The organism is Salinispirillum marinum (assembly GCF_042650105.1).
Lineage (GTDB): Bacteria > Pseudomonadota > Gammaproteobacteria > Pseudomonadales > Natronospirillaceae > Salinispirillum > Salinispirillum marinum.
Window position 1 is genome coordinate 586,936 of the sequence record NZ_JBHSAL010000002.1, and the last position, 23,028, is coordinate 609,963.

Genomic DNA, 23,028 nt, shown 5'->3' on the forward strand with positions numbered 1-23,028 from the left:
CAGCACGCAAGAATCGAATTGGGCGGAGATGTTCGCACGAAGCGCCCCCCGACGGGAAGCCCACAGCATGAAATGGGCACGCTATGAAGGCCGCGACATTCTCCCCATGTGGGTTGCCGACATGGACATAAGCTCACCGGTCGAAATCACCGATGCGTTGCAAAGGCGCGTGAGCATGGGGCACTTTGGTTATGCGAAACCTTGGGACGGCGTTTTGGAAGCCATATGCGATTGGGTCGCCTATCGTCATCAGTGGACTATTCAACCGGAATGGATTGTTTGGCTACCGGGTGTGATTCAGGGCTTTCATGCCGCCCAGAAAATGTGGGGGCGTCCTGATCGTGCAACCGTGGTGCAGTCGCCTAACTACCCTCCGCTGCGCCGCGTGACGGAAAAGTATCAACACGCCGTGGTGCATGTAGGCTCTGCATTGTCGGGCAACCGCTGGCGCACTGACCAAGAACAATTGCATCACATCCTGCAGCAGGAAAAACCCAGCTTGTTGCACCTGTGCAACCCTTCTAATCCGGAGGGTGACATATGGACCGCGAAAGAGATGCTTAGATTGGCAGACATCTGTGCCGCACAAGGTATTCCGGTGTGTTCCGATGAAATTCATGCAGACCTGGTATTGGACCCCATGCCGCATTCGCCGGTGGGTGCACAACCGGGCTTGAACGAACAGAGCATTACCTTGATGGCGGCCAGCAAAACGTTCAACGTGGCTGGTTTGGCCTGTGCCTTTGCCATTGTGCCGAATACTCAGATACGGAAAACATTGCACCAGGTTTTGGCTTATGAAACCGGCGAAGTCAATGAGTTGGGCTTAGTCGCCACCGAGGCGGCTTTTCGCCATGGTCGAGCGTGGCATGGTGCTTTATTAGCGCACCTGAAAGACCAGCGAGATCAGTTGGCACAGCATCTGGAAGGCACCAGTATTCGCTACCATCCTGCACCCGCAACACATTTGGCCTGGCTGGACTGTCGTCAATGGGCCGTTGATCCGGCCGAACACTTTGAAGCGCACGGTTTAGGGTTGAGCGATGGAAAAGATTTTGGCAGCCCGGGGTTTATGCGCTTGAATTTTGCCTGTGGTACCGATTTGTTTCAGGAAGCCCTGCAGCGTTTGACCCAAGCGATAGCACAAGCTCCGCTTACATAAAGTCCATAATTTTCAGTGGAAACCCTAAGCGTGCCGGGTCAATGGCACGCAATATCTCTATGTCGTTCTCGTTGGCTAAATTAATGTCGCTAACTTCGGTAAATCGTTGATGTTTGGTGCTGTATATCGACCGCACAACGGGCTGCGCTTGTTGAATGCGGTTCGGTTCAACCACAATAGCCAACTGTTCGGAGTTGAGTTCAACCAGCGTGCCGACCGGGTAAATGCTCATCGCACGAATGAACTGGTAGACCAATTTACGATCAAGATGATAATCACTCCACTCCACCAATTTTTTCATTGCTACGGAAGGGGTCATGCCTTGGTGATACACCCGGTCTGCCGTGATCGCATCATATACATCACAAACCGCCGCAATACGGCCAAACAAACTGATGTCTTTTTCATTCAAGCCTAGCGGATACCCTGTGCCATCAAGGCGCTCATGATGCTGGGCGCAGACCATGATCACATCGGGATCGATCGCTAAGGTACGCAGATAGGCTTCACCGTAAGTTACATGGCGCTTCATTTCGTCCCATTCCAAGGCTTCCAATTTGCCGGGTTTATGTAACACGCTGTCGGGTACCTGAATCTTCCCCACATCGTGCAACATGCCGCCCACCGCCAGTTTGCGAATATCTTCATGACTGTAGCCCATGGACTTGCCCAGTATGCTCATCAAGATGCCAACGTTCAGGGAGTGCTCCATCAAATACGCATCTTTATCTCGTATCCGGGACATACAGGCCAGCGCGTTCTCATTGCGGTAGACCGATTGCACAATGTCTTCCGCGACGTTCTCCACTTCTTTGACATTAATTTCGGTGCCTGCCTTTACCTTTTCCATCACGTCATTGATCAGGTTCAAGGCTTCCGAATGTATTTCTGTGGCTTTACGACGTTCGTCTTCCAATGACGCGGAGGGAGAGGCAACACCCGATTGTTCTTGCTGGGCGATGATCCGCGACTTCACGCGTTCATCTACCGATGACTCTTTAGTATTCACGCTTGGCGGCTCTACATCCAACCCCTTGGCAGCATCAATGGTGACGTATAAGATGCCTCGGCGGCGGATTTTTTCGATGGTTTCCTGTTTTAATATCAGTCCTGACTTGGTCCGATTGGTATCGGGCACCCAGTCTGAGTTTTGTTCCGAAACGAACATGCCTACACGTAACTGACTGATCGGAATAACTTTGATCACGACATACTACTCATTGTTGGACGACCCGGTTGCAACACCCAAGTGTTCCGATGAACCACTTCCAAGTAGTATAGAACATTCTTATGGAACAGGGCTAAATGAATTTATGACCGATCTATCACCGGAACTTTTACACGCAACGGCCAACGCGGTCATGCCTTTCGGAAAGTTCAAAGGCCGCTACCTGATCGATTTACCCGAAGAGTACCTGCTATGGTTTGAACGCCAGGGCCTACCTTCCGGCATCTTAGGTCGTCAATTGGCCTTGGTGTTGATGCTCAAAATTGAAGGGCAAGAGGCGTTACTGCGCCCGATGATTCGGCGCTCAGGCACCTAACTGCCTATTGCACCCACCTCTTTTAACCGCTTCAAGGCGTAGCGCCCGGTTTTGGTCAGTGGATCTGCATGTCGGGTATAGTGCCGAAAAACCGTTTGTGCCGGGCCTACAGCACCCAATTCATCTAACGCAAACCCCAACACAAAATACCAATGTAGCGGCGGTTTGGGACGCTCCAGACATTGCTTCACACGCCGGACAACATCCGGGTAATCTTCGCTCAATAATCCCGCGTCCAACCACAATTGCACGGCATCCTGATCTTCTTGCCACGCCTGTAAGGCGGCCTGCGCTTTCGGATAGCGGCGCGCGGCTATGTCATACCAGGCACCCAGCAGTACGATGTCGCGTTTGTGACTCCAGGGCGTTAACGCCGTCAATCTCTTATTGAACATCCCCTCTTCCGGCAGAGTTTTTTGCAAACATAGCCCCAGTAATTCCGCAAATTCATGTTCCGGGTCGGCGTTAAGTGTTTCCCAACTTAGGTTACGTAACGACGTTAACGTATATTGAAAACGCTTGGGTGGCGGTTCACTTATGGAAGGCTCTGGGGTATGCGTCAATGGTTGAGGCGCAGGAACAGGGACGGATTCAATGTCCGCTACAGGTACTGTCTTGGGCGGCTCGGCAAGCTCATTTTTATCAGGCACATCGTCTTCTTGCAGCGTTTTACGGAAAGATTCGCGCTGGTTCAACAACGCATGAGCCAGCGGTATGTGGTAATTTCTGGAAGCGATACACATCAAATCACGTTGTGAAAGCCAGCCCTGTTTGACCAGAATATCGCCTAATTTTTGCTTTTGCCCATAAGCTTTTTGTAAGGACAACGCTTTTTTAAGTTGGGCTTGCGTGATCAATCCATGATCCAATAATACATCCCCTAAGCGTCGGTCGTTTCCGGAAGTCAGCATAGTGTGGTCTTTCTATTGTTGTTGTTTTTTTGATCGCTGTTACATTATCACCAGAAAACACCCAACTTGTCATGCTCCAATTCGCGTAAAACGGTTTCTAAACGTAACAAAGGAACATCGGCGGGAAACGGACGCCAATGACCTTGCTCACCGCGAAAAAATAACTGCCAGGGACCGCCTGACTCCGCGCCTTGCAACAAAGCTATGGGCAGCCTTATGCCCCGTGTGGGATACACCGGATGTGCCTGGACCTCGAACACTTCAATCACTCTACCGTCGAGGCGATAACGCACTTCACCCGGCCCACGGTACACAATAGGCACTACATCACGCAGGAAGTGCTGCATGCTACGATCCATCTGCCGATGTTCAAAATCGGTCGGTGGTGCGGTATTGCGTTTGCCGAATGAGTTCTGCATCTCTACAATCCGGCCCCCTGCCGGTGCTGCGCCTGCTACACTGTAATCGACGAGCGATAGGATATACAACTACGATGAAATTTGCTTCCGGACAACGATGGTTCTCACAAACCGAACCCGAACTCGGCTTAGGCATTATAGACTCGGTGCACAGTCGCCGCATCCAAATTCAATTTCCGGCCGTTGATGAAACGCGTACCTACGCCGAGGCTCAAGCGCCCTTACAACGTTATTGGCTAGAGGTCGGTGAACGCGTCACCACGGCGGATGGTCTCAGTGGCGTCATTTTGAGTACCGAATTGCATCAAGACCGCATCATGTACTTGCTGCAAGATGCCGAAGGTGCTGAACATGTGGTGCCAGAAATGCTGCTGGCGGCTGAACTGCGTCTCGACAGTGCCGATAAACGATTACTGGCCGGTCAGGTAGACCCGCTTCATTGGTACAGTTTACGCTACAAAGCACGTCTGCAATTCAGCGCCTACCAAGCACAGTCTATCCGTGGTTTGCTTGGTGGTAGGATTCAGTTAACACCGCACCAATACTATTTGGCGCAGGTGACCACCCAGGGAGATATTCCGCGCGTCCTGTTAAGCGACGAAGTTGGCTTGGGCAAGACCATCGAAGCTGGGCTGATTTTGCATAAGTTAGAGATCGACGGCCGAGTCCGCCGGACACTCATCACCGTACCGGATCATCTGTTGCACCAGTGGTTGGTTGAGTTGTTGCGCAAATTCAATATGCCGTTCAGCATTTTCGACACCTCGCGTATCAAGGCATTGTTGGAGGAAGACCCGGACAACAACCCCTTCGATCAAGCACAGCGCGTACTGGTTCCCGTGTCCTTGTGGCAAGATGGCAACGCCCTGACCATGGCAGCTAAATGCGATTGGGATCTTTTAATTGTTGATGAAGCACACCATTTGGGTTGGTCGGAAGACACACCCAGCTTGGAATATCAGGCCATTGAAACCCTGAGTGCCAGCACGCCCGGTCTCTTGCTGTTAACCGCAACACCTGAACAGCTGGGAGTAGAAAGCCACTTTGCGCGCTTGCGCCTGCTCGACCCACAACAATTTCATGACCTCGCCGAATACACCGCCAAACATGCACAACTGGAAACACTCAGTGACGCCTTGGCCGCGTGGTTAGATAACGATTTAGCCAGTGACCACTTGCACGCGTACTGCCAAGATACTTACAGCCAAACACTGTTAGCGGCGGCACAAGAAAGCGGCTCAGAGGCCGAGATACAGCGTTTGGTAGATCACCTGATTGATGTCCAGGGAACCGGCCGTATTCAATACCGCAATACCCGCGAGCGCATTGCGGGCTTTCCAGAGCGTAAGCTGCACGCTTATCCGCTGTCCTTACCCGACGATTACAACCCGGAAAACCCTTACCCGGAACGGGGTGTTTTGGCGTGGACAGAAGATGACCCACGCGTCGAGTGGCTGGTCGATCTGGCACAAAAAACCGGCGAAAAACTGTTGGTGATCTGCCACCACATGAAAACAGCATCCGGCTTAGAGGGCCACTTGCGACTGCGCGAAGGCCTTCGTACAGCCCAGTTCCACGAAGACATGACCCTTATCGAACGGGACCGGGCCGGAGCCTATTTTGCTGATCAAGAAGACGGCGCACAGATTTTAATCTGCTCGGAAATTGGCAGTGAAGGCCGAAACTTCCAGTTTGCCCACCATTTGGTTTGTTTTGACCTGCCGCACCACCCGGATTTGTTGGAACAGCGTATTGGACGGTTGGATCGCATCGGGCAAACACACACCATTGATATTCATGTGCCTTATTTCATCAACCATGTCAGCGCGCGCTGGTTTCAATGGTATGACGAAGGTTTACAGGCCTTTGAACGCACCTGCGCTGTCGGTCAAGCCGTGTTGAGCGAACGCCTACCCGCCGAGCCAGAACCTTCGCTGGACTACTTGATAGAGCTGACCCCGGAAGAGTTTGAGGATGAACTGACGGCTGTCATTGGCTTGGCTCTGGAACTGTCTGAGCGCCTTCGTGCGGGGAAAAATCGCCTCCTTGAATGGCACTCGTTCAATCGCGCCGAAGCACAGGACCTCATCGAACAGATTGTTGAATTTGAGAGTGTCGCATCGCCGGAAGCCTTTATGCTGGAAGCCTTGGAGAGTTTTGGCATCGACATAGAAGATGAGGGTCAAGGCATTTTCAGTCTCCAACCCAGTGCGAATATGCTGACGGACAGCCTGCCATTCATGGGCGACGAAGGCACGCGTGTCACCTTTCGGCGCTCGGTGGCGGTTTCCAGGGATGACATTCAGTTCATTACTTGGGAACACCCGATGGTGGACTTTGTCCTTGAAACGCTTGATGCCAACCATTTAGGCAGTGCGGGTGTTACCTTGATCAGCCAACCCGACCTGCCCAAAGGCACACTTTATTTATCGGCACACTTTGTTCCATTGTTGCAACACGCCAAAGCCACCGAAGCGCGGCGCTTTCTGTCCAGTGCCGCTTACTTGGTGGCTGTCAACCAGGAAGGCCAGAACACCACCGATTATTTTGCCGAAAAAGATCTGCGCGATTTACAGCAGCGCCTTAATAAGGGCACCATGCTCGACATCATCAAATCGCAGCAGACCTTGATCGCACAATTGCTCGGGCACGTTCGACAGCACGCGCTGGAGCCATTGAACCGGCTGAAGGATGAGGCCAACGTTGCATTGGTTACCCACTTCGCCGGTGAAATTGCTCGGTTAGAGGCACTGCAACAGCGCTCCGGGCAAGACCATGGTGCAGCGCTTGACGCGTTACGGCAGGATCAGCGCGCGTTGGAGCAAGCTATAGACCAAGCGGAACCGCATCTGGATGCTGTGCGATTGATTGTGAATTTCTAATCGAATCCTAAGGAATCAGCATGGGTGTAATTGAATGGGCTTCCCTAGCCCTTGTATGTTTTTTGGGTGCGGCTGCACCTGGGCCAAGTTTGGTCGTGATCGCTCGGATCGCCAACACCAGCGGTAGAACGCAAGGCTTGATCGGCGCGTGGGCACATGCGTTAGTGATCGGTTTTTATGCCATGCTCACCTTGGTCGTGTTTGCCAGTGCGCGGCTCTTGGGCGGTCCTTGGTTCTGGCTGATCGGGTTGGTTGGTCAACTGTGGCTTCTGTATCTCGGGTTAAGCATGTTGTGGGCATGGCGACCGGGCCACCAACAGACCGAAACTAAGAGTGTCGGCCCCAAAGCCACAGGCTGGTACCATGCTTTGGCCATCGGCTTGTTCAATCCCAAAACTTGGATTTTCTTCACCGCCATATTCAGCCCCTTTGTAGGACAGGTCGATAACCCTTGGCCGCTCGCCGGCTTGGCCATGGCGATTGATGGATTGTGGTATACCTTAGTGGTCTGGTTTTTAACCCGCGGGGTCGTCTCGACCTTTATGCGCCGGGTACAAAAGCCAATGGACATTACCATGGGCATTTTGTTGACCTTGCTGGCCTTCTGGGCCTTATTGCACTCCTTTACGCAAATGCCTTGGTAACTTTAAGAAGGGGAATTTCAGTTATGCAACAGTATGCTAATCACCTGGATACGCTGCGTGTCCGTTACCAAACTGCCCTGTCAGCTAATGGTTATGACCAAGTGATCATTAACGCCGGTCAACTGACCTACTATGCCGACGACGACCACGCACACCCATTTCACCCCTACCCCTTTGCCCAGCAATGGCTGCCCTACCGCTTGGTACCCAATACCTTTGTTGTCATCAGTTTGCACGACAAGCCGCGGTTAATATGGCCTGCGCAAGAGGATTTCTGGCATGTATCACCACAGGAACCGCAAGGTGAATGGACCGAGCATTGGCGAATCACGGGTGCAATGACCTTAAAAGACTGGCTCCCATCCTTGTCAGGTAATATTGCTTGGCTTGGTCCGGTACCTACGGAATTAAATCAGCTTGCGCCCCAAATAGCTGTGAACCCCAGCGGTATGAAAAGTACCCTCGCTTATCAGCGGGCGTACAAAACCCCGTATGAAGTACAGTGGCTTATTGAGGCGTCCGAGCGGGGTGTCGCGGGCCACCGGGCGGCCAAACAGGCGTTTTATGAAGGTCTTTCAGAACTCGAGATCTACCGCGCTTTCTTAACGGCCAGTGGACAACGGGAAATCGATGAACCGTATCCGGGCATTGTCGGCGTGAACGCGTCCGCTGCCGTGCTGCATTACGAGCACAAATCTCCGCGTCGTCCAGACAGTGCACGCACGCTATTGATTGATGCCGGGGCCCAAGCCAATGGTTATGCAAGTGACATTACCCGCACTTATACCACCAGCGATGGCTTGTTTGGAGCATTGTTAGCTGACATGGATGTTTTACAGCGCAACTTGGTGGCAGGCGCCACGGTGGGCACCGCGTTTCCGGAATTGCATACACGAGCGTTGCAGGGTGTGGCGGACATTCTGCGCCAGCACAAACTCTGTACGCTGTCTGTTGATGAACAAATGGCGAAGCGCATCCCTCAGGTATTCTATCCCCATGGGTTAGGCCATTTACTCGGACTTCAGGTACACGACCTCACCGGGCATCAAATTGATATTATGGGCACAGTGCAAAAACCCACTGAGGAAGCGCCTTTTCTGCGCCTCACCCGAACCCTAGAAACCGATATGGTACTCACCATCGAACCGGGGTTGTATTTCATTCCCATGCTGTTAAAACATATGACCGACACGCACCATCAGCACGGCTGTGACCTCACCCTAATAGAACAACTTATGCCCTTTGGTGGCATCCGCATCGAAGACAACATTTTGGTGACGGCGCAAGGGCCGCGCAACTTGACGCGAGAGGCCTTTGTGGATAGCGCTGGCTAATAGAGTGTTGGCTAGCCTAGGGGCTGTTTGGGGACGCCGTAAATACGCATCAGGCACGTGGTGCCTGACCCTTCGGGCTCCCTGCGGTCGTGCAAGTCCCTGTAGGCTCGACGACGCCATCCTTGGCGTCGAACGCCCCGGCACTAGCCCCTATGCCACCCAACACCCTTCCAGCACTTGACCACCCCGTTAAAGAAGCGGCTGGCGTCCCCAAACAGCCCCTAGGTCAACCTTACAACACCAAGGCATTGGCTATAGGAACGACTTCCCGTAAGACAACGGCGGCAAATCAAGGTGAGCTGCAATACTCTGGCCGATGTCGGCAAAGGTGCCTCGCTCGCCAATGTTTCCGCCTTCCAGGTCTGGCCCAAAGCAAATAACGGGGACATGCTCACGCGTATGATCTGTACCCGGCCATGTCGGGTCGCAGCCGTGGTCGGCAGTGATAAACACGCGATCGCCGGGCTGCAAGATCGCTTCAAGGCGCGGCAGCATGGCATCAAAGACTTCCAGTGCAGCCGCGTATCCCGAAACATCGCGGCGGTGACCATAATAACTGTCGAAATCGACGAAATTTGGAAAAATGATCGAGCGATCCGGTGCTGATTTTACAGCCTCCATGGTCGCCTCAAACAAAGCTTCATTACCGGTAGCCTTGATGGCCTGGGTGATGCCGTCATGGGCGTAGATATCGGCAATTTTACCAATGGAGATCACCTCACCACCGACTTCCTGCAATTGCTTTAGCACGGTTTTCCCAGGCGGTGGCACGGCAAGGTCACGGCGATTGCCGGTGCGTTTAAACGTATCCGGGGTTTCACCCAAAAAGGGACGCGCAATAACGCGACCGACATTCATCTGCCGCTCATCCAGCAATTCTCGCGCGGCCTGACAAAGATCCAACAGGCGCGTTAAACCAAAATGTTCTTCATGTGCGGCAATCTGAAACACGCTGTCTGCGGAGGTGTAGACAATGGGTTTACCGGTACGAATGTGCTCGTCACCAAGGGTCACCAAAATTTCGGTACCTGAGGCATGGCAATTACCGAGAAATCCCGACACGCCAGTACGCGCTTGCAACTCGTCTAAAAAATCCGCCGGAAAACTGTTTTCTTTCGCGGTGAAATAGTCCCATTCGAACAAAACGGGCACACCGGCCATTTCCCAATGCCCACTCGGAGTGTCCTTACCGCTACTCAATTCGCGCGCATAGCCATAGCGTGCGGATATCGGGCCGCTATAATCCAAACCCGCCGGGCGCTGCCCGGTGCTCCCCTCGGCCAATAGGCCCAACCCTTTGCGTTCTAAATTCGGTAGGGTCAACGGACCCGTTCGTCCTTTTTCCGCTTCTCCGGCCGCACAGGCCCGCGCAATACTGCCCAGTGTATTGGCCCCGACATCACCGAATTTCTCCGCATCGGCAGCGGCACCAACGCCGAAGGAATCCATCATCAATATGATTGCACGCCCCATAACCACTACCTCCTCTCACAGCATTAATTGGGCTCGATACACCGGTATACCACCGGCTGTGGCTCTGACACTGTAGCACCGATTTGAATGCTTTCCAGCAGTTGCCGCTTCGCCGCCTCGGCGTCGGCTTCTGTTCGCGCATGTATCATCGCCAGTGGGGTTTGTGTATCCACCGTATCGCCAAGTCGGACGAGTTCAGACAGTCCAACCGAATGGTCGATGGCATCTTCGGCACGCGTCCGACCACCACCGAGACTGACCACCACCAAGCCCACGTCACGGGTGTTCATACGCTCAACCACGCCAGAGGTCGAGGCATAGACGGGCACGATGATGTTGGCTTGTGGCAAATAGGTCTGCGGCTTGTCCAGGAAATCAGTCGGGCCACCCAACGCAGCCACCATCTGAGCAAATTTTTCCGCTGCCGCACCGCTGTCGAGTGCGCCTTGCAAGGCTTGCCGCGCTTCATTTTCATCATTCGCAAGGCCGCTCAGCAGCAGCATCTGAGCGCATAACCCCATCGTCACCTCATGTAAGCGCGGATTACGAACGGTACCGGTGAGATAGTGTACCGCTTCCTGCATTTCAACGGCGTTACCCGCCGTGGAACCCAAAACCTGATTCATATCCGTAATCAAGGCTGACGTTCGCACCCCAGCCTCATTCGCCACGTGCACAATGCTTTCAGCCAGTTCGGTGGCTTGTGCCAGATCAGACATGAATGCACCGTTGCCGCATTTCACGTCCATCGACAATGCCTGCAGGCCAGCGGCCAGCTTCTTCGCCAGAATAGATGCTGTGATTAAGGGCACGGACTCCACCGTAGCAGTAACATCGCGCGTGGCATAAAAACGTTTGTCGGCCGGTGCCAATTCTCCCGTTTGGCCAATAATGGCCACGCCAACATCCTTCACAACGCGTCGCAACAAGCTCAAACTCGGTGCACAGTTATAACCTGGTATGGATTCGAACTTGTCTAAGGTGCCACCGGTATGGCCCAGTCCACGGCCCGAAATCATCGGTACATAGCCCCCACAGGCCGCCACCATAGGCCCTAACATCAAGCTCACCATATCACCGACACCGCCGGTTGAATGCTTATCGACGACCGGACCATTGAGATGCAGGTCGTCCCATTGCAACACCGAGCCGGAGTTTTGCATGGCCTGCGTTAAAGCCACACGTTCATCCATGGTCATCCCATTGAAAAAAACCGCCATAGCAAAGGCCGCAATTTGGCCCTCGGTTACGGTGCCAGCGGTAATACCTTGGACAAAAAAATCGATCTGCCCTTTTGATAGGACTTTACCATCGCGCTTGGCGCGGATGATTTCTTGAGGCAACATTTAATAGGCTCCTGACGTGACCGAAGCGGTCGAGATATGCAATTCGCTCAATAACGCTTTCAATAGCGAGCTGGTGCCGAAACGGAAGTTGCTGGGCGTTAAGCGCTCGATGCCGACTTTCTCTTCCACCAGTTGTAAGTAAACCAAGGCATCATCCAGCACCCGCACACCACCGGCAGGCTTAAACCCAACCGGGCGTGGGGCCGCCGCTATGGCGTCCAACATGATGGCTGCCGCCTCGGGGGTCGCGTTAACGGGCACCTTACCCGTAGAGGTTTTTATAAAGTCAGCTCCGGCCTGAATAGCGATGTCACTGGCTTGCCGGATCAACTCTGGCGAGCCTAACTCACCCGTTTCCAAGATCACTTTCAATGTGATGTCAGGGCCACAAGCGGCTTTGCACGCAGCAATGAGGTCATGTCCGACCTGTACATCACCAGCGCGCAGGGCCGCGTAGGGAAACACCACATCCACTTCATCAGCCCCATACGCCACACAGGCGTTGGTTTCAGCGACCGCAGCCGCAACATCCGAACGTCCATGTGGAAAGTTACTGACCGTGGCGATTTTAATGTGTTCATGACCCAAGCGTTTCAATTCCGCTTTGGCAAAAGGAATAAAACGCGGATAAATGCAAATAGCGGCCACCGACAATTCAGCGCCATACACCCCTTGATGCACCGTTTGCGCGCATAATTGGGCAATACTGCTTTCTGTATCATCGTCATTTAAACTGGTTAGATCCAACAAACTAAGGGCCAAGCGCGCTGCCGCCGTACGTTGTTCAGATGTTAAGGACATGATGCTATTGCGCCTCCAGCCAACGTTTAATGAGCCGACTGAGTTTCTCAGCCGCCTTCGCGCCTTCACGCAAAGTCTCTTCGTGGGTTAAGGCTTGCCCAGTCATACCTGCACAGAGGTTAGTGATGGATGAAACAGCCACCACGTCCATACCACAATGCCGTGCCACTATGGTTTCCGGCACGGTGCTCATGCCGACAGCGTCCGCACCCCATTGGCGATACAACCGAATTTCAGCCGGAGTTTCAAAGCTGGGTCCAAGTGCCCAAAGATAAGTACCGCGAAACAATTCAATGCCTAATTCACCGGCAGCCGTTTGCATCACGACACCTTGATGTTTGTTGTAAGCTTCCGTCATATCAGGGAAGCGCGGTCCTATGTCATCGTCGTTGCCGCCCAACAAAGGATTTACACCCGAAAAATTGATGTGGTCTTCAATCAACATCAGGCTACCAGGTCCCATGGCTTCATGAATGCTGCCAGCAGCATTGGTCAATACAAGGAGTTCAACACCCAGTAATCGCAGGGCACGAATAGGAATTTGCAACGACTCGGGTTTATGTCCTTCATATACATGGAACCGACCCTGCATGCAGGCTACGAACTGACCGCCCAACTCACCAAACACCAACTGTCCTTTGTGGCCGTGCACCGTAGACTGAGGAAACCCCGGAATATCGGCATAGGGAATATTAAGTGGATCTTTTATGTCGTCCGCTAATGCTCCCAATCCACTGCCCAGCGTGATCGCAATACGGGGTCTTCGGCCGTTGAGCCGCTCTGCAAGGTAATTTGCCGCTTGATGATAGGCTTTCATGCTATTTCCCTTATTCTTTTATAAAGTAACTGTCTTATTATGGATGATGAACGTGGTCTTATTTCAAATTTTCCGGGCCAAAGGAGGCGGGCAACAGTTCAGCGATCGTGAGGGTTTGGCGAATACCGTCCGGGCTGCAGATGTGCACCGGTGTCGAAGGCGGCGCAAATTCACGAATTTTCTGCCGACAACCACCACAAGGCGTGACCAAGACATCGCCCTCTCCCATGACATACAGAGCCGCAATCGCCTGCTCACCGCCATTAACCATAGCGGCAATGGCTCCCGCTTCCGCACAGGTACCTTCGGGGTAAGCCGCATTTTCAACATTACAGCCACTGTAAAATTGCCCGGACTGGGTTACCAATACCGCGCCGACTGAAAAGCCCGAATACGGAACATAGGCTTTCTGCATGGCAACTTTGGCGAGCTTAAGAGCAGAAGCTTGTTCGGTTTCAATGGCTATGGGTTGCGTCATATTACCTCTTGATACATTGCCTTTCCGAGCCATATTGGCTCTTCAAAATGATTCACCGCGACAGATTCCCAAAACCTGATCATTTGGTCAACAAGAATATGCAATTACTCCGTGCCACGGGCACGCTGTTTTGCCATGATGAAATCACTGTGCGGTATATACAGTAAATCGGCCACCTTGCGCAGCATGTAGTCCTCATCACGATCCAAGTGCCCATCTGCATAGCCCAGCCGCCATAAATCGACCATCAAGGCAAATTTTTCCTCAGCACTGAAAGCTTCATTAATGACCCGTGTGTATTGGTACATATCCAGCGTTTCATCATGCTCTTTTTTTGCTTCGGTCAACAATGTCTCAACCGCTTCGCGATCTAGTTTAAGTGTCTCTGCAAAGCGTTGCCGCAACATCGTTTCTTCTTCCGGTGCGAGTTCATGGTCCGCCATGATGATCTCTACCATCAACACCGCAGCGGCCAGTTCAACGCGCGGTTGCCCTGTGTGTTCTTTTGTCTCGATGTTGAACCATTCGAAGAGTTTGCTAAGCATGCGTTACCTCGTCATTATGCGTGCTATCGACATTAATTATGGAAGCATAGAGTCTAACCACTATGGAATTCAGTTTAACCACACCCGCCCTACTTTTCCCGGCAATTTCGTTATTGATGCTGGCCTATACCAATCGCTTCATTGTGATTTCGCAATTAATTCGCAACCTGTACCAGCAACATCAACAAACGCCCAGTCGCTTCATGCGCTTACAGATTGAACATCTGCGCACGCGCGTGCGCCTGATTCGTGCCATGCAGGCGTGGGGCGCGGTCGCTTTCATCGCCTGTACGTTAAGCATGCTATTGAATTTGCTGGAACTCGGCACCTGGCCTCTTTATCTTTTCGGTGGAAGTTTGGTGGCTTTACTCGTTTCACTGATCATCAGTTTGGTTGAAATCATTATTTCCGGCTATGCCATACGCATTCAGTTACAGGGCTTGGATCGTCCACGCGGTGAAGTCAAAGGCTTTGATAACGAGACATAAAGCGCAAAAATGAGGCGCAAGCACCAGAAAATTGCGCCATTTTGGCGCACCGGCATGCACCTGGACGGCACATTCACTAGAGCCACCTTTACCCGTATTTTTGTCCAAAGCCCCACTGTTTTGGGCAATGCAGCGCTTTCTCGGGAACACCTCGGGTAATTTTGCACTGCTAACGCGCATACAGGCACCAATGTTGCACAAGGCACGCCAGTACCTTGCCTGTTGAGAGACCCTTCATGGCCGATTCGCCGTTGCGTGTTTTGCTGGTTGATAACGAACCAGGGCGCGCCGCCATACTAGAACAAGCGCTGGCTGATGCCGGGCACCACGCGGTGAAGCGCATAGATTGCCACACCAATCTCAGTGAGGCCGTTGCCAGTTGGCAGCCGGACATGATCATCATTGATGTCGATGCGCCTGACCGTGACGTACTAGAGCACATGTCCCGCTTATCGGCGCATAACCCACGCCCAGTGGTGATGTATTCCGAACAAGACGACGCGGATTTCATCGAACAAGCCATTCGCTCAGGTGTCAGCGCTTATGTTGCCAACGGCATGCGCCCCGAACGCATCAAATCTACCCTAGCTGTCGCCGTTGCCCGTTTCCGCGAATTCCAAGCCCTGCGCCAAGAGCTGGACCTCGCCCGCAACGAATTAGCCGACCGAAAATTGATAGAGAAAGCCAAAGGATTAATCATGAAGCATCGGCAAGTCGATGAAAATCAGGCGTATCAAGCGTTACGTAAAATGGCGATGGATCGCAGTGCACGTCTGGCCGATGTGGCCCGCAATGTCATTTCTGTGTTCGAGATTCTTTAGGAAGCCATCGTATGCCTGTACGTAACTCTACATCGTCATCGTTCCATTTGAAGCTTGGTTTCATGCCCTTACTCGATGCCGCACCGCTGATCGTTGCGCAAGAGTTAGGTTTTTTTGTTGAGGAAGGACTGACGGTGGAGCTGATCCGGGAATCATCATGGGCAACCCTGCGAGATAAAGTGACCTTTGGTATTCTGGATGGCGCTCATTTACTGGCGCCCATGCCCTTAGCCAGTACAGCGGGTTTTGGTTCAGTGCAAAAACCCATGCTCACAGCTCTGAGTTTAGGTCTCAATGGCAACGCCATAACCCTTAGCCTACCGCTGGCAGAATCACTCGCAGGTTCCGGACAGCCTCTGCTTTGCCAGCATCCCAAGAATAGCGCCATTGCGTTAAAGGTATGTCTCGATAAGCAACCGCAAAACGGCAGGCCACTAACGCTGGCTGTTGTGCATCCACACTCCATGCACCACTTTATGCTCAGGCACTGGTTAGCGGTCGGTGGTATTGACCCCGACAATGACGTCAACATTGTGGTCGTACCGCCACCCATGATGGTGTCGGCCTTGGCACAAGGTGATATTGATGGCTTCTGTGTCGGCGAACCCTACAATGGCCTGGCACAGCGCCAAAACAGTGGGCAAATTGTCCTAACAGGGTATGACATTTGGCAGAATGCCCCGGAGAAGGTGTTTGGTGTTCTGCAGTCCTGGGCTGCCGCGCACCACCATGAACATTTACAGCTTTTGCGTGCCCTGATTCGTGCTTGTCAGTGGTTGGATGTTCCGGAAAATCGTTCTGAATTAGGGGCGTTACTGGCTCGTCCGGATTATTTGAATATCGATCACGAAACGCTCTCGCTGGCTGTTCAACAGATGAGTATGGCATTGAGCCCTGAACTACCCTCGACGCATAAGCACTTTTTCCGCTATGGCGCGACTTTTCCTTGGCATTCCCATGCGAGCTGGATGCTGGACCAACTGGTGGCGTTGGGTATGCCGACGGTTGCCAATCCATCTGACTTGATTGAAAAGGTCTATCGAACCGACCTGTATCGTGAAGCGGCGGCATCGCTCAATCTGCCTTACCCGGAGGCAAACCATAAAGATGAACAGCAACACCACGATGAATGGGCTATGGGGGACCTTATTTTAGGGCCAGACCAATTCTGGCGCGGGCAACAATGATGCAGCCGCGCCCAGCTCTGGTGCACACGTACCAGCGTCAAGCCTGGCAACCATGCACTAATATTCTGTCAAAGATACGATAACACCTTGTTTTTTAAAGACTTTAATTTAATTACCCGCTTTTGGCACAGTCTCTGCTAAGTGATACGTGAAAACGAAAAAGTAAGCCAATGTAGGTTTACGTACGAGATCAAGGCAATGGCGCCAAATGGTCACTCTTAGCGGGGTGATGATTTGGCGCTTTTTTTATGCATGAACTTTATCCAGTTCAGAATACGGAGAAACGTATGAGCATTACGCATCGTCTGACCCTAGGCTTCGCCCTTACCCTAGCCGCCGTCACAACCCATGCGCAAACCGGCTGGCCAGAGAAAGAAGACTTAAAATTTGGCTTCATCAAACTCACCGATATGGTGCCGTTGGCTATTGCCTACGAGCGTGGATATTTCGAAGATGAAGGTCTTTTTGTAGAACTTGAAGCTCAAGCGAACTGGCGTGTATTACTTGAGCGCGTCATTACCGGAGACTTGGACGGCGCACACATGCTCGCCGGGCAACCCTTAGGCTCTACCGTCGGTTTCGGGACCGAAGCGCATATTGTCACTGCTTTTACCATGGATTTAAACGGCAACGCCTGCACCATGTCCAACGAGGTATGGGAGGCGATGAAGCCCAATCTAAACGTGGTAGACGGCAAGCCGGTGCACCCCAATTCTGCGGAAGCCCTGATTCCGGTCATACAAGAAAGACGCAACCAGGGTCAACCGTTCAATCTTGGTATGGTGTTTCCTGTTTCGACACACAATTATGAGTTGCGCTACTGGTTAGCCTCAGCGGGCATCCATCCTGGATATTATGCGCCAGAAAGTGGCGATATTTCCGGGCAGCTGGAAGCTGACGTACTGATATCGGTAACCCCGCCACCACAGATGCCAGCAACTCTGGAGTCGGGCACGATAGACGGCTACTGTGTGGGCGAACCCTGGAATCAGCAAGCGGTGTTTCGCGGCATTGGTGTGCCGGTAATTACGGACTATGACATTCGCAACAACGTGGCTGAGAAAGTCTTTGGGGTGAGTAACGAATGGGCTGAACAGTATCCCAACACCCATGTTCGCGTGGTGAAAGCACTGATTCGTGCCGGCCACTGGTTGGACGCCAACAACAACGCCAATCGCCCTGAGGCGGCGCAAATCATCTCCCAACCGTACTATGTAGGGGCGGATTATGAGGTGATCGCCAACAGCATGACGGGTGTCTTTGAATTCGAAAAAGGCGATGTACGTGAAGCGCCCGATTTCAACGTTTTCTTCCGCTATCACGCCACCTACCCCTATTATTCTGATGCGGTTTGGTACCTCACCCAAATGCGCCGTTGGGGCCAAATACCCGACACTATGCCGGATGCGTGGTATATGGAAATGGCAGAAAAAGTGTTCCTACCGGAAGTCTATCAGCAAGCCGCACGTGAATTGATTGCCGAAGGTAAATTGTCCAGCAATGACTTCCCTGATTTTGCGACTGAAACTGGCTATCGCGCGGTTGACCACACCACCTTCATCGACGGCATCGTGTTCGATGGACAACAACCCAACGCCTACTTGCAGCAATTCGAGATTGGCAAACAGTAACCACGTCAGCGGGTGGGCAAGTCTTTCCCCCCTAACCACCCGCTTCACGTAGAGAGGAAGACATCATGAACGCCACCCTGACCTGGTTTAAACAATTTAACCCACTGAATTGGTCACCCACACAATGGACGGATGTATTCAAGGGCATTACTTTCCCAGCCCTTGGACTGTTGGCCTTTATGGTGTTCTGGCACATCGGTGCGCAACACATTAACACCTCGTTAGGCACCTTCCCTGGACCGTTCCAAGTTGCGGAACAATGGTCTAACCTTGTCGCTGAACACCAAGCAGAACGGCAACGCGAAGCCGACTTCTATCAGCGCCAGGACGAACGCAATGCGGCAATGTTGGCGCAAAACCCGGATGCTGAAGTGCGCTGGCGTACCTTCAGTGGTCGACCAACGTTCTTCGATCAGACCATCACCAGCCTATGGACCGTTCTCAGCGGCTTTGGCTTGGCGACGATAATCGCCATTCCTTTTGGTATTGTCATCGGCTTAAACAAAACGCTTTATCGAACCTTTAATCCGTTGATTCAATTATTTAAGCCTGTCTCACCGCTCGCCTGGTTACCACTGGTGACCCTCGTGGTCAGTGCGCTTTATGTCTCAGCCGACCCCATGTTCGCCCGGTCCTTCATCATTTCAATGGTGACGGTGACGTTGTGTTCACTTTGGCCAACACTGATCAATACCGCCGTAGGGGTATCGAGCATCGACCGCGACTTGCAAAATGTCAGCCGCGTGCTCCGTTTGGGCTGGTTCACGCATGTACGAAAAATTGTCATTCCCTCTGCCATCCCTTCCATGTTTACCGGTTTGCGTTTATCTCTTGGTATTGCGTGGATGGTTTTAATTGCCGCAGAAATGCTGGCGCAGAACCCTGGCTTGGGTAAGTTCGTTTGGGATGAATTTCAAAACGGATCATCAAACTCATTAGGCCGTATTTGTGTGGCCGTATTGATGATCGGTTTTATTGGCTATGTCTTGGATCGCACCATGCTGTTTCTACAAACCCGCTTGAACTGGGATAAATCGGCAGACATCCGATGATTGCTTCATGTAGGAGCGCACCCCGTTGTGCGAAGTTTCGGCCAGAGGGCTGGTCTCCTTCGTTGATAACAACACATTGAGGATAATTTCATGAACAATACGCACCTTGAACTCACCCATGTGGGCATTGAATTCCCGACCCCAAAAGGTCCCTTCTGTGCCTTGAAAGATGTGAACTTAAAAGTCGGTAAGGGCGAATTTGTCTCCCTCATCGGCCACTCTGGTTGTGGCAAGTCTACCGTGCTCAACATTGTGGCTGGCTTGCATCAAGCCACCCAAGGCGGCGTGCTCCTGAACGGCAAAGAGGTTAATGAACCCGGTCCAGAGCGGGCGGTGGTGTTTCAAAACCATTCACTCTTGCCGTGGATGACCGCTTACCAAAATATAGAATTAGCGGTCAAGCGAGTATTTGGTGGCAGCCGAACACGGGCGGAAATGCGCCAATGGATTGAACACAATCTCGAATTGGTTCAAATGACCCACGCTATGCACAAACGACCTGCTGAAATTTCGGGCGGCATGAAGCAGCGCGTAGGCATTGCCCGCGCGCTCGCCATGGAGCCACAAGTACTGTTGATGGACGAACCTTTCGGCGCCCTCGATGCGTTAACGCGCGCTCACTTGCAAGATTCATTGATGGAAATTCAAGCGGATTTAGGTAATACCGTGATCATGATTACCCACGATGTGGACGAAGCCGTTTTGCTGTCCGATCGTATTGTTATGATGACCAACGGCCCCGCGGCCACCATCGGTGAAATTCTTAATGTAGACCTACCGAAGGAACGTGATCGTTTAGCGCTGGCAGATGACGCGCAGTACAACCACTATCGGTCGTCCGTGCTGCGTTTCTTATACGAGAAACAACGCAAAATTGAAAACATCACACCCAAAAAACAAAAGTCGGTTCGAGCTACCCAACCATCAATTGATCACGATGAGAATGCTGCGGAAGAAACCCATCGCGTCGCTTAACCGATGATTGGGCAGTGCCCAATCATTCCGCGTTTTGTTGCGACTCAACGGCATTAGCGTATTGCGCCAACAAGTAGGGTCGAACGACATCCGGCAAGTGTGCGACACGTTCGCGCATCAATTCCGGCACCCAGTGCGGTGCCGGATCGTCGGGACATTCATGCAACCATCGATGAGCGGTCTCATTGGTTTCGAACAAGCGGTATTTGCGGTGTATTTGTTGATCTATAGCCACGGCCACTTCGGCATCGTTCTGGTAGTCGCCCGACAGCACATCGCCAAACGCTAAATGCACCCTACCTTTCCAGCCAGAAATACCCTTTGCGATGCTGCGCACATCCTCATTACGAGCCTTCTGGTATCCGCCTTTTTCTAATTGATAGTAGCGTTCACGCGCTTTCATGACATCACAGGGATCGTACTCGTAGGATATTGCCACCGGCACGATGTTCAGCTCTTTAACGTAGTCGGCATAGCTGCGGTCTTTGGGTTTACTCAAACTGAACATACCGATGACAGCGGAATTGGTTTTGTCGACACCATCTTTTGCACGGCCTTCACGCTGCGCAATCCAAATATTGGCCTTCTCTTGCACGACAGAATGATGGATATAGGCTGATAATTTCTTGGCCGCCATTAACTTTTCGCGCCGCCCCGTAATGGCACGTTGCACGATAAAGCTTTTGTTCAACCGCATCAGATCAGACACAAAAGGCTTGCTGAGCAAATTATCGCCGATGGCTATCCGAATGGTCTTAAACCCATTTTGATAGAGCGCCCAATTAACGAACGCCGGGTCCATGACAATATCACGGTGATTACTGACAAACAGATAGGGCTTGTTGGGGTCCAACTTATCAAGACCCGAAACGGAATAATCGGTAGTAGAACGTTTAATAATACGCCCCAAATACCCTTCTAACCGACGCTGAAAACCGTCAACGGTATTTACTCCGAAGAATTGAATTCGTAGGGCGACACCAATTAATGGCGACAAGAGCCAGCTCCAGCGCGCTTTGAAGCGCGGCATCAGCATTGAAATCACCGCTCGCCGGAGTTCCTGATCCGCCACGACACGGCGTAACACCGCCGGCACTTCGGCATCATTAAAAGGACGAATATCGTCAAACTCGCTCATCGTTTTCCCGTGTTGATATTTGGCCGCTCTTTATAGCGGAAAGGGTTTCAAAGCGCCAGTCTGTATCCTTACTGATCTAACCTTGGGCTCTCGGGGTTTACCTACGGCGCTCCACGGCAGGCCGGGAGTCGCGCCTTTAGGTAAACGCCCTGCGCCCAAGTTCCAATGCCATAAAAATGCCCTAAAGGGAGCGACTAAAAACCTCAAAGGCGAAAAGGTGACAATGGAAGCGCTGGTTAGGTGTTGGAAAAAACGTTAAGAGCGAAGCACTAGCAAGGCAAAATTCGACGATGCCGCGCAGTTTACATTGCGTAAATAAGCGGTTTGAGGAGAATTTTAACGCTGCTAGGGCGAGCGCAGTAGTTTTTTGCACACCTAAAGACGATACCATGGCATCCTCTGTATTGACTGCGTAATCCACTCACTGAACGCAATAACCTTTGGCCACTTAAAGTGATGTTCAGGCGCCACCAAAAGATACCCGTAGCGTGACTGGAACGTTGATTTGATCGGCATGATCAACTGGCCTTTTTCCAACGCATCACTGCAAATGCTGCGCCGTACCAACGCCACACCCTGCCCCGCTAGTGCCATTTCCGTCAATGCCCAAGTATCCGACACATGCAGGCGACGCCGATAATCTGTTGGCTCTTGATCATGTGAAATCAAGAATTGGTTCCAGTGGTAGTCCATGGGGTCTTGGTCCGCCAACAAGTATTGTCGTTTCAACCAATGCCACACATCTTCTTCACCTTGATACAACAATGGGTGGCAAACTGGAAAAATAGTGTCATAGCTTAACCAGTGCGTGTGCAAGCCGACAAAGTCATCCAGACCATAACGTATCCCCATGTCATTTTTACCATCATTGGTAAAAGGCTGATTACGATCCATATCAATTTGCAAAAAAATGTCCGGGTGCTGTTCCTGAAACTGCGGCACTCTCGGCAACAACCAGGCACTTGCAAAGGATGGCAATACGGACAAGCGCAATACATTGGGTGCCGGATCGCCACTTAACCTTTGTAGACCTTCCGCTAGGCTGTCAAAACCCTTTTGAACATAAGGCAATAATTGCTTACCTGTGGCATTCAGTTCGATGTGTCGATGGCTGCGGTCAAATAATTGAAAACCCAGCCATTCTTCCAGTTGTCGTATTTGCTGACTCACGGCGGCTTGCGTAATATAGAGCGCCTCAGCTGCCGCTTTAAAACTGCCTGTTTGACAAACGACCCAGAAGCATCTGAGCGTATGCAACGGCGGGAACTTCACCTTCACATTAGCACCACTTAAGTCACGAAAAAAAACCATCGTTTGAGAGCATAAGGGATTGCCGTCAGAATACAACCATTGAAAACCAACCATTACTACCCGGTAAGG

At 52.1% G+C, this 23,028-nt stretch carries 22 protein-coding genes; 11 read left to right on the forward strand and 11 right to left on the reverse strand.

Going from position 1 to position 23,028, the window contains the following annotated elements; genetic code table 11:
• Positions 1–28: 28 nt before the first annotated feature.
• Positions 29–1,162: a MalY/PatB family protein gene (locus tag ACFOSD_RS09855; protein WP_380697262.1), complete on the forward strand. Its 1,134-nt coding sequence runs from the start codon at positions 29–31 to the stop codon at positions 1,160–1,162.
• On the opposite strand, the gene ACFOSD_RS09860 is transcribed toward ACFOSD_RS09855, so the two are convergent.
• Complete coding sequence (locus ACFOSD_RS09860) at positions 1,155–2,369, reverse strand: HD-GYP domain-containing protein (RefSeq protein WP_380696003.1); 1,215 nt, start codon at positions 2,367–2,369, stop codon at positions 1,155–1,157. The genes ACFOSD_RS09855 and ACFOSD_RS09860 overlap by 8 nt on opposite strands.
• A 106-nt stretch (positions 2,370–2,475) precedes the next feature.
• On the opposite strand from ACFOSD_RS09860, the gene ACFOSD_RS09865 reads away from it, so the two are divergent.
• On the forward strand, positions 2,476–2,706 hold the full coding sequence (locus ACFOSD_RS09865) for a DUF3820 family protein (protein ID WP_380696005.1): 231 nt from the start codon (positions 2,476–2,478) through the stop codon (positions 2,704–2,706).
• On the opposite strand, the gene ACFOSD_RS09870 is transcribed toward ACFOSD_RS09865, so the two are convergent.
• Positions 2,703–3,617: a hypothetical protein gene (locus ACFOSD_RS09870; RefSeq protein ID WP_380696007.1), complete on the reverse strand. Its 915-nt coding sequence runs from the start codon at positions 3,615–3,617 to the stop codon at positions 2,703–2,705. The two genes, ACFOSD_RS09865 and ACFOSD_RS09870, sit on opposite strands and share 4 nt — an antisense overlap.
• A gap of 47 nt (positions 3,618–3,664) precedes the next feature.
• A complete protein-coding gene (locus ACFOSD_RS09875; RefSeq protein WP_380696009.1) occupies positions 3,665–4,036 on the reverse strand; it encodes a DUF3024 domain-containing protein in 372 nt (123 codons plus the stop codon).
• A gap of 74 nt (positions 4,037–4,110) precedes the next feature.
• Between ACFOSD_RS09875 and rapA the strand changes: the two genes are divergently transcribed.
• The 3 genes from rapA to pepQ are packed head-to-tail and all read left to right on the forward strand — an operon-like array spanning position 4,111 to position 8,896.
• Positions 4,111–6,918: an RNA polymerase-associated protein RapA gene (rapA, locus tag ACFOSD_RS09880; protein ID WP_380696011.1), complete on the forward strand. Its 2,808-nt coding sequence runs from the start codon at positions 4,111–4,113 to the stop codon at positions 6,916–6,918.
• Between the two features lie 20 nt (positions 6,919–6,938).
• Positions 6,939–7,562: a LysE family translocator gene (locus tag ACFOSD_RS09885; protein ID WP_380696013.1), complete on the forward strand. Its 624-nt coding sequence runs from the start codon at positions 6,939–6,941 to the stop codon at positions 7,560–7,562.
• A gap of 23 nt (positions 7,563–7,585) precedes the next feature.
• The gene (gene pepQ, locus ACFOSD_RS09890; RefSeq protein ID WP_380696015.1) at positions 7,586–8,896 is read left to right on the forward strand and encodes a Xaa-Pro dipeptidase; all 1,311 of its coding nucleotides are present in this window, start codon (positions 7,586–7,588) and stop codon (positions 8,894–8,896) included.
• 252 nt (positions 8,897–9,148) lie between these two features.
• On the opposite strand, the gene ACFOSD_RS09895 is transcribed toward pepQ, so the two are convergent.
• The 6 genes from ACFOSD_RS09895 to ACFOSD_RS09920 form a co-directional block, all read right to left on the reverse strand.
• Positions 9,149–10,369 carry a phosphopentomutase gene (locus ACFOSD_RS09895; RefSeq protein WP_380696017.1) on the reverse strand — a complete coding sequence of 407 codons (1,221 nt, stop codon included), beginning with the start codon at positions 10,367–10,369 and terminating at the stop codon, positions 9,149–9,151.
• Positions 10,370–10,392: 23 nt separating this feature from the next.
• Positions 10,393–11,715 (reverse strand): thymidine phosphorylase, encoded by a 1,323-nt coding sequence (gene deoA, locus ACFOSD_RS09900; protein ID WP_380696019.1) that lies wholly within the window; start codon positions 11,713–11,715, stop codon positions 10,393–10,395.
• Positions 11,716–12,516, reverse strand: coding sequence for a deoxyribose-phosphate aldolase (deoC, locus tag ACFOSD_RS09905; RefSeq protein ID WP_380696021.1), 801 nt, complete (start codon positions 12,514–12,516; stop codon positions 11,716–11,718).
• 4 nt (positions 12,517–12,520) lie between these two features.
• A complete protein-coding gene (locus ACFOSD_RS09910; RefSeq protein ID WP_380696023.1) occupies positions 12,521–13,333 on the reverse strand; it encodes a purine-nucleoside phosphorylase in 813 nt (270 codons plus the stop codon).
• Positions 13,334–13,391: 58 nt separating this feature from the next.
• Complete coding sequence (gene cdd / locus ACFOSD_RS09915; protein WP_380696025.1) at positions 13,392–13,811, reverse strand: cytidine deaminase; 420 nt, start codon at positions 13,809–13,811, stop codon at positions 13,392–13,394.
• A gap of 104 nt (positions 13,812–13,915) precedes the next feature.
• Positions 13,916–14,356, reverse strand: a complete 441-nt coding sequence (locus ACFOSD_RS09920; RefSeq protein WP_380696027.1) for a tellurite resistance TerB family protein — start codon at positions 14,354–14,356, stop codon at positions 13,916–13,918.
• A gap of 62 nt (positions 14,357–14,418) precedes the next feature.
• Here ACFOSD_RS09920 and ACFOSD_RS09925 point away from each other — a divergent pair, with 62 nt between their 5' ends.
• The 6 genes from ACFOSD_RS09925 (at position 14,419) to ACFOSD_RS09950 (ending at position 20,510) form a co-directional block, all read left to right on the forward strand.
• A complete protein-coding gene (locus tag ACFOSD_RS09925; RefSeq protein WP_380696029.1) occupies positions 14,419–14,844 on the forward strand; it encodes a DUF2721 domain-containing protein in 426 nt (141 codons plus the stop codon).
• 236 nt (positions 14,845–15,080) lie between these two features.
• Entirely contained in the window at positions 15,081–15,665 is a 585-nt protein-coding gene (locus tag ACFOSD_RS09930) for an ANTAR domain-containing response regulator (RefSeq protein ID WP_380696031.1), read from the forward strand.
• Positions 15,666–15,676: 11 nt separating this feature from the next.
• Entirely contained in the window at positions 15,677–16,852 is a 1,176-nt protein-coding gene (locus ACFOSD_RS09935) for a CmpA/NrtA family ABC transporter substrate-binding protein (RefSeq protein WP_380696033.1), read from the forward strand.
• 287 nt (positions 16,853–17,139) lie between these two features.
• Positions 17,140–18,483, forward strand: coding sequence for a CmpA/NrtA family ABC transporter substrate-binding protein (locus tag ACFOSD_RS09940; protein WP_380696035.1), 1,344 nt, complete (start codon positions 17,140–17,142; stop codon positions 18,481–18,483).
• Between the two features lie 65 nt (positions 18,484–18,548).
• Positions 18,549–19,535: an ABC transporter permease gene (locus tag ACFOSD_RS09945; protein WP_380696037.1), complete on the forward strand. Its 987-nt coding sequence runs from the start codon at positions 18,549–18,551 to the stop codon at positions 19,533–19,535.
• Between the two features lie 90 nt (positions 19,536–19,625).
• Positions 19,626–20,510, forward strand: coding sequence for an ABC transporter ATP-binding protein (locus tag ACFOSD_RS09950; RefSeq protein WP_380696039.1), 885 nt, complete (start codon positions 19,626–19,628; stop codon positions 20,508–20,510).
• Between the two features lie 22 nt (positions 20,511–20,532).
• Here the strand turns inward: ACFOSD_RS09950 and ACFOSD_RS09955 are convergent, their stop codons facing one another.
• Positions 20,533–21,648: a 1-acyl-sn-glycerol-3-phosphate acyltransferase gene (locus tag ACFOSD_RS09955; protein ID WP_380696041.1), complete on the reverse strand. Its 1,116-nt coding sequence runs from the start codon at positions 21,646–21,648 to the stop codon at positions 20,533–20,535.
• Positions 21,649–22,023: 375 nt separating this feature from the next.
• Positions 22,024–23,013, reverse strand: a complete 990-nt coding sequence (locus tag ACFOSD_RS09960; protein ID WP_380696043.1) for a LysR substrate-binding domain-containing protein — start codon at positions 23,011–23,013, stop codon at positions 22,024–22,026.
• Between the last annotated feature and the right edge of the window lie 15 nt (positions 23,014–23,028).

Excerpts from the sequence above, each read along its gene's own strand:
- ACFOSD_RS09940 (WP_380696035.1), top strand. The coding sequence starts at position 17,140 with ATGAGCATTACGCATCGTCTGACCCTAGGCTTCGCCCTTACCCTAGCC.
- ACFOSD_RS09910 (WP_380696023.1), bottom strand. The coding sequence starts at position 13,333 with ATGAAAGCCTATCATCAAGCGGCAAATTACCTTGCAGAGCGGCTCAAC.
- ACFOSD_RS09920 (WP_380696027.1), bottom strand. The coding sequence starts at position 14,356 with ATGCTTAGCAAACTCTTCGAATGGTTCAACATCGAGACAAAAGAACAC.
- ACFOSD_RS09855 (WP_380697262.1), top strand. The coding sequence starts at position 29 with ATGTTCGCACGAAGCGCCCCCCGACGGGAAGCCCACAGCATGAAATGG.
- ACFOSD_RS09895 (WP_380696017.1), bottom strand. The coding sequence starts at position 10,369 with ATGGGGCGTGCAATCATATTGATGATGGATTCCTTCGGCGTTGGTGCC.
- ACFOSD_RS09935 (WP_380696033.1), top strand. The coding sequence starts at position 15,677 with ATGCCTGTACGTAACTCTACATCGTCATCGTTCCATTTGAAGCTTGGT.
- ACFOSD_RS09945 (WP_380696037.1), top strand. The coding sequence starts at position 18,549 with ATGAACGCCACCCTGACCTGGTTTAAACAATTTAACCCACTGAATTGG.
- ACFOSD_RS09865 (WP_380696005.1), top strand. The coding sequence starts at position 2,476 with ATGACCGATCTATCACCGGAACTTTTACACGCAACGGCCAACGCGGTC.
- cdd (WP_380696025.1), bottom strand. The coding sequence starts at position 13,811 with ATGACGCAACCCATAGCCATTGAAACCGAACAAGCTTCTGCTCTTAAG.
- ACFOSD_RS09870 (WP_380696007.1), bottom strand. The coding sequence starts at position 3,617 with ATGCTGACTTCCGGAAACGACCGACGCTTAGGGGATGTATTATTGGAT.
- deoC (WP_380696021.1), bottom strand. The coding sequence starts at position 12,516 with ATGTCCTTAACATCTGAACAACGTACGGCGGCAGCGCGCTTGGCCCTT.
- ACFOSD_RS09930 (WP_380696031.1), top strand. The coding sequence starts at position 15,081 with ATGGCCGATTCGCCGTTGCGTGTTTTGCTGGTTGATAACGAACCAGGG.
- ACFOSD_RS09955 (WP_380696041.1), bottom strand. The coding sequence starts at position 21,648 with ATGAGCGAGTTTGACGATATTCGTCCTTTTAATGATGCCGAAGTGCCG.
- deoA (WP_380696019.1), bottom strand. The coding sequence starts at position 11,715 with ATGTTGCCTCAAGAAATCATCCGCGCCAAGCGCGATGGTAAAGTCCTA.
- pepQ (WP_380696015.1), top strand. The coding sequence starts at position 7,586 with ATGCAACAGTATGCTAATCACCTGGATACGCTGCGTGTCCGTTACCAA.
- ACFOSD_RS09960 (WP_380696043.1), bottom strand. The coding sequence starts at position 23,013 with ATGGTTGGTTTTCAATGGTTGTATTCTGACGGCAATCCCTTATGCTCT.
- ACFOSD_RS09925 (WP_380696029.1), top strand. The coding sequence starts at position 14,419 with ATGGAATTCAGTTTAACCACACCCGCCCTACTTTTCCCGGCAATTTCG.
- ACFOSD_RS09875 (WP_380696009.1), bottom strand. The coding sequence starts at position 4,036 with ATGCAGAACTCATTCGGCAAACGCAATACCGCACCACCGACCGATTTT.
- rapA (WP_380696011.1), top strand. The coding sequence starts at position 4,111 with ATGAAATTTGCTTCCGGACAACGATGGTTCTCACAAACCGAACCCGAA.
- ACFOSD_RS09885 (WP_380696013.1), top strand. The coding sequence starts at position 6,939 with ATGGGTGTAATTGAATGGGCTTCCCTAGCCCTTGTATGTTTTTTGGGT.
- ACFOSD_RS09950 (WP_380696039.1), top strand. The coding sequence starts at position 19,626 with ATGAACAATACGCACCTTGAACTCACCCATGTGGGCATTGAATTCCCG.